The organism is Methylobacterium sp. M6A4_1b (assembly GCF_053345175.1).
In genome coordinates this window covers 1-6,049 of the sequence record NZ_JBKEZQ010000062.1, presented here as the reverse complement: position 1 = coordinate 6,049, position 6,049 = coordinate 1, and the positions used below count along the sequence as shown (strand labels likewise).

The following is a 6,049-nucleotide window of genomic DNA, read 5'->3' as shown; positions in this document are numbered from 1 at the left end:
CATGGAAGCGCCACCACGACGGAGGCAGTCCGTCGCGCGATCCAGCTACGTGAAGAGAGCGTAAGGGCGCTGGCCCGGCGCTACGGCGTCAGTCCGACGACGGTGCAGAAGTGGCGCAAACGGGCGACGACGGCGGATGCCCGGATGGGACCCAAAGAGCCGCGCTCCACCGTGCTCACGCTCGAGGAGGAGGCGATCATCGTCGCTTTCCGACGGCACACGCTGCTCCCGCTCGACGACTGCCTCTATGGTCTGCAACCGACGATCCCGCACCTGACCCGGTCCTCGCTGCATCGCTGTCTGGAACGGCACGGCATCAGCCGATTGCCCGAGATCGACGGCGACAAACCCAAGAAGCAGCGCTTTGCGAGTTACGCCATCGGCTACGTCCACATCGACATCGCCGAGGTCAGCACCGCTGAGGGCAAGCTCAGGCTGTTCGTGGCCATCGACCGAACCAGCAAATTCGTCTTCGTGCGGCTGGTCGAGAGCGCCGGCAAGATGGAAGCCGCTCAGTTCCTCCGCGACTTCATCGAAGCGGTGCCTTACCGCATCCACACTGTGCTCACGGACAACGGCATTCAGTTCACGTCACGCCAGCGGGATATCTACGACAGTCAGCACATCTTCGATCGTGTATGCGACGAGCATAACATCGAGCACCGTCTGACCAAGGTGAACCACCCTTGGACCAACGGGCAAGTCGAACGAATGAACCGTACGATCAAAGACGCGACGGTCAAACGCTACCACTACGACAGCCATGCTCAGCTGCGAACGCATCTGCATCTGTTCATCGATGCCTACAACTATGCCCGCAGGCTCAAGACGCTGCGCGGCTTGACGCCCACCGAGTTCATCCTGAACGCCTGGACGAAAGAGCCCGATCGCTTCAGGCTCGATCCGTCACACCTCATCCCGGGACCGTACACCTAACTGTGCCAAGCGTCCAAAGCTCCAGACCATTGCCGGCTCTCCCGTTTGAAAACGGTTAAGAGCGTCATCAAACGGAATTGCCGGCAACTCTCGGCCCGGAGGTGTGACATTGCCCCAAGCATGTGTTCATGATTCATTGATAAGCAGAAGGTTGTGAAATTGGCGACGCGTGATCCGCGGCGCCCAACTGGTGAGATCAACCTGCCGACGCCGCATCCAGACCGCTTGAGGAGCAAACGGTCTGGATGCGGCGTCGGCAGGCGCTTCTATTAATGTGCAGGATCTTGATACAGCGCGTGCTTATCCCCCCCCTGAGATTAAGATCCAGGCTTCATCAGCCAGGTTGTTCGACATAAAGTAACTTCTTCGTGACTACGCTCCATTTAGTTATATGAGATACTTTGAGTAACTTACCATGACAGAAATAGACAAAGACGGCAGCGCGGGCACGATTGGTAATCGTATCAAATCACTACGCCGCTCGGTCGGACTCAGCCAGGCTAATCTCGGCGAGAGTCTGGGCGTGACGTTCCAACAAATTCAAAAGTATGAGAGTGGGCGGAGCAAGATCGCAGCCGATAAGCTTCAACGGATCGCTCAGGCTTTGAATGTCGATGTGAACTACTTCTACGACACCCGTAACGGAGAGTCCTTGCCTGAGAGGGAGGCTCGCCTTGGCCAAGCATCACCGACGCCTGAGGGAATCCTGTTCAGGGAGCACTTTGACAGGATCAAGGACCCACGCGCCCGGTATCTGCTTTCAGAGCTTGCTCGCGTGCTATGCGAGATCGAGGCAGGAAAATAAGCATTAGAACGACAGGCATTGTTGTCCGAGGCGGCTGGAGGGCCTGAAACCGGAGGATGTGAGGTCCCGTTCGCGTATGGAGGGCAAGGCCTTCGGAGCATGCATCGTAATCAATCTCTCAGCGCTCGCGCCAGGCCTTCGCGATTTGGTCGGTTAGAGGTTTGACGAGGTAAGATAGGACGGAGCGTTCTCCGGTTTGGATGAAGCTCTCGACCGGCATGCCGGGCACGAGCCGTGCCTTACCTAAGCGATCGCGTTCCGTGTCGGGCACACGGATCCGGGCCGTGTAGTAGCTCATGCCGGTCTTCGAATCCTGGCTGACATCCGCGGAGATGCGGCTGACCATTCCGCCGATCTCCGGTGTCACGCGCTGGTTGAAGGCGGCGAAGCGCAGCACGGCTTTCTGGTCTAGGTGGATGCTATCGATATCTTGGGGCTGGATGCGCATCTCGACGGCGAGCGTGTCCGCATCGGGCACGATCAGCATCGCGGGCTCACCTGGGATGACCAGGCCACCTACTGTATGAACGGTCATCTGGTGCACAATGCCGTCCTGAGGTGCACGCAGGCTCGTCCGCTTCAACTGGTCCAGGGCAGCGACGCGTTTCTCTGATAACTCTGACCAGCGGCCGCGGATATCGGCAAGTTCCTTGCCTGTTTCACTCCGCATGTCCTGATCGATCTGAAGGATCTGCAGCTCGGTCTCAGTAATCTTGCCGTTCGCCTGCGCTTGGGCGGCAACCAATTGCCCGCGCTCACCGCCTAAGCGCGCCGCATCGCGCTCTAAAGCCGTCACCCGTGAAACGGCCACGAGATTCCGCGCCCAGAGCTCGCGCACACCGACGAGCTCATCTCCGATGAGGGTAATCTCGCGGGCTTTGGCGGCGGCTTGCTCGGAGAGACCAGTGATCTCCTGACGGATCTGAAGAATACGTTGTTGTAGCTGAGCTTTCTGGCCTTCCCGCCCAGATCGGCGCGTTTCGAAGAGGCGGCGCTCTCCATCGATTAATTGCGCGACGACTGGCTCCTCGCGCCTGCGTCGTGTCAGCGCGTCGGGAAAATCGATCGTCGTCAGGCCATCGCGCTCCGCCTCGTTGCGGGCGCGGCGGGCCGTCAATTCGTCCATGGCTTTCAGGATGATGTCGAGGTTCGCGCGGATCTGTGTCTCGTCCAGCGTGATCAGGACATCCCCGAGGGAGACGCGCATGCCGTCTCGGACATGAATTTCGCTCACGACACCACCTGTCGGGTGCTGGACCTTCTTTACGTCGCTTTCGACGACGAGCTGCCCTGGGCTCACTACAGCTCCGTGGATTTCGGTCAGCGCCGCCCATCCGCCGATGCCGAAGACTAGGACGGCGATGATCCCGGAGACCACGGTCAAGTGCCGGCCGATCGATTGGTCGGCCTCGGAGTGCCGGGGACCGGCGGCGCGCGTCGGTAGCGACCCAGCCGTCATGCCGTTCAGAGTCATGCTGCTCGAGGTCATGCGGAAGCCTTCAGGTTCGTCTCGGCCGGTTTCGCGGTTGCGGCGATGGTGCGCTTCGGGCCGCGCACGTTGGGAAAAGCCGTTGGGCGAAGATTCGTCTTCAGCACCTCGTTCTTGCGGCCGAAGGCCCGCGCCCGCCCCTCTTCCATGACAAGCACGAGATCGACGGCGGCGAGGACGCTGGGGTGATGAGCGACCACCACGACGATGCCGCCGCGCATACGTACGCCGAGGAGGGCCTGCGTGAGTGCCGCTTCCCCGGCCTCGTCGAGGTTGGCGTTCGGTTCATCGAGAACGACTAGGAAAGGATCGCCGTAAAGTGCGCGCGCGAGGCCGATCCGCTGGCGCTGCCCTGCCGAGAGCCCCGCCCCGCCGGGGCCGATGCGGGTCTCATATCCCTCGGGTAGCCGAAGGATCAGCTCGTGAACACCGGCGCTCCGGCTGGCTGCAACGACGGCTTCGGCATTCGGGTCTGGCGCCAGCCGCGCGATGTTCGACGCGATGGTGCCGGCGAAGAGTTCGACGTCCTGCGGGAGGTAGCCGATGTGGCGGCCGAGACTGCCGTCGGCCCGCTGATCGAGGGTGGCGCCGTCGAGACGTATCGCCCCACGCAGCGGCGTCCAGATGCCAACGAGCGCTCGTGCCAGGGTGGATTTGCCGGATGCACTCGGCCCGATGATGCCGACGCCCTCGCCTGCCGTAAGGCCGAAGCTGACGTCGGAGACGATCGCGCGCGTTCCACCCGGCGGCAGGATCGATGCGTTCTCAACAGTTAGGGACCTGACGGGAGCCGGCAGAGCAAGCGCCGGTTTATCGGGGGTGAAGCGCGCGAGCATGTCATGCAGGCGCACCCAGCCCTGCCGGGCCGCAACAAACCCTTTCCAGTTGGCGATCGCGATCTCGGCCGGTGCCAGCGCCCGCGAGACGAGGATGGACGAGGCAATGATGATGCCGCCCGTGGCCTGCCCCTGAATGACCAGATAGGCTCCGAGCGCCAACACTGCGGATTGCAGCACCATGCGGAAGATCTTCGAGGTGGTCCCGAGACCCGCCGCGATGTCGGCGACGCGACGCTGACGCCGCATGTACGCGTTATTCTCCGCGTTCCAGATCTGAGCGAACTCCTTCTGCATGCTCATGGCCCGAAGGACCTCCGCATTCTGGCGCCCGGCCTCGGAGAGGGCGTTACGGCTCGCCCCATGCTGGGTGGCTTCGCGTTGCGGCCGGCGGGTCAAGAGCTCGGTGAGGAGGGTCAGCGCCGCCAGGACGAGAGCGCCAGCCAAGCCTGCGATACCGATCAGCGGATGGAACAGGAAGCAGATCCCAAGGTAGATCGGCATCCAAGGCAGATCGAAGATCGCCGTTGGTCCGAGGCTCGAAAAGAAATTGCGGATCTGATCGAGGTCCCTCAACGGCAGGAGCCCGTCTCCGCCGGCTGGTGCCTCAAGAGGATGGCGCACCACCATGTCGAAGACCCGTCCGGACAGGGCCTCGTCCAGCGAGCTGCCGATCCGGGCTAAGACCCGCGCCCGGATAGTCTCAATGAGCCCCTGGAACAGGAACAGCGTCAGCGTCAGCATACCCAGTCCGACAAGCGTCGGGATCGAGCGTGCCGGAATAACCCGGTCATAGACCTCGAGCATGAAGAACGATCCCGTCAGGTACAGGATGTTGATGATGCCGCTCATGACGCCGACGCCGAAGAACGCGCGTCGGCAGCGGAAAAGGGCGGTTCTCAGCTCTGCATTCTGATGAGATCGCATCGGAGTTCGCCTGTTTGAATTCAGCGGATCGGCTATTAAGCGAGTTCACTCGCCTTACACGCTAAGCCGTTACGGCGCCCAGGCGGCGCTCTGGCTCTAAGTGTGCCGTATATCATCTAAGACGATCTGCAGATTATTAAAAATGCCCTAAGATTTTCCGCGTTGACTGCGGTAGTATCCATCAAAATCGTTGGAAATTTGGTATTTAATAACGCGCTTAGTGCTCCGTTAAGCTTATAGAATTTGAGCCTCCCCTATTGACCAAATAGGCACCTAGGTCCGGCTATCGCATACTTGAATGGGAATTATTCGTATGTAGGTTGATAAGAGTGAGCGAGGGGCTGAGCCAACGCCGAATCCTCGACAAGTTTTTCTAATCTGCTCTGTAATCAACCGTTGGATATTGATCCACGGGCGCACCTAGAGAGAATAGCTATGGCAAGCACCCAAACGTTTGAGGCATCCTCTGGTCGCTCAGGAAGCTCGCTTACTATTGATGGATTTGTGTATGCTCAGCGGACTACCTCCGGATCTGCCGTAGGGACACTCTCAGTTAATCGGGAGTTTTTAGAGCCGGACGCAAGCCTAAAAACTAGCTCAGTCTCTGGATACCTCTCAATTTCTCGGCAAACTGGTACGGTATTTGATCTGAATGCCTTGTCGATAAGAGCAGACGTGAGCCTTCTATCCGGCGTAGTATTCATCGGTTATAGGAATGGCGTTCAGGTTGTTTCTGCGGCTTCTGGAGATCTAGTCAATCTTGGCTTGTTATTGGGTGAGACGCGATATCAATTCAGTTCCGAGTGGCAAAATCTTACGGAAGTTAGGGTGTTCAGAGGTAGCGTCTTAGATGTTTCGCTTGGACAGCTAGGTTTTGGTATTGATGATGTTTCACTAACTGTTGATACGGTTGCGCCGAATGCTCCGACCATCACCACCGTGGCGGGCCTGACCAACGACGCCACTCCGACTATCACGGGCACGGCCGAGGCAGGATCCACCGTCACCATCTCGGACAACGGCACCGTGCTCGGCACCGCCGTGACCGGTACGAAC

Annotated in this window: 5 protein-coding genes; 3 read left to right on the top strand and 2 right to left on the bottom strand. The window is 59.7% G+C overall.

The features are described 5' to 3' along the window. Both ACLBWX_RS22850 and ACLBWX_RS22845 read left to right on the top strand, forming a co-directional pair. Positions 1 to 936 (top strand): IS481 family transposase (locus ACLBWX_RS22850; RefSeq protein WP_447675420.1); only part of this gene is annotated, 936 nt, incomplete at its 5' end. A gap of 415 nt (positions 937 to 1,351) precedes the next feature. Beyond that, positions 1,352 to 1,741 carry a helix-turn-helix domain-containing protein gene (locus tag ACLBWX_RS22845; protein ID WP_447679208.1) on the top strand — a complete coding sequence of 130 codons (390 nt, stop codon included), beginning with the start codon at positions 1,352 to 1,354 and terminating at the stop codon, positions 1,739 to 1,741. Positions 1,742 to 1,859: 118 nt separating this feature from the next. Here ACLBWX_RS22845 and ACLBWX_RS22840 read toward each other — a convergent pair whose 3' ends face one another. Together ACLBWX_RS22840 and ACLBWX_RS22835 are read right to left on the bottom strand one after the other, a co-directional pair. After that, the gene (locus ACLBWX_RS22840) at positions 1,860 to 3,200 is read right to left on the bottom strand and encodes an HlyD family type I secretion periplasmic adaptor subunit (protein WP_447679209.1); all 1,341 of its coding nucleotides are present in this window, start codon (positions 3,198 to 3,200) and stop codon (positions 1,860 to 1,862) included. A gap of 26 nt (positions 3,201 to 3,226) precedes the next feature. Further along, positions 3,227 to 4,993 carry a type I secretion system permease/ATPase gene (locus tag ACLBWX_RS22835; protein ID WP_447679207.1) on the bottom strand — a complete coding sequence of 589 codons (1,767 nt, stop codon included), beginning with the start codon at positions 4,991 to 4,993 and terminating at the stop codon, positions 3,227 to 3,229. Between the two features lie 435 nt (positions 4,994 to 5,428). On the opposite strand from ACLBWX_RS22835, the gene ACLBWX_RS22830 reads away from it, so the two are divergent. Next, on the top strand, positions 5,429 to 6,049 hold a 621-nt coding region (locus ACLBWX_RS22830), incomplete at its 3' end, for a hypothetical protein (protein ID WP_447679206.1).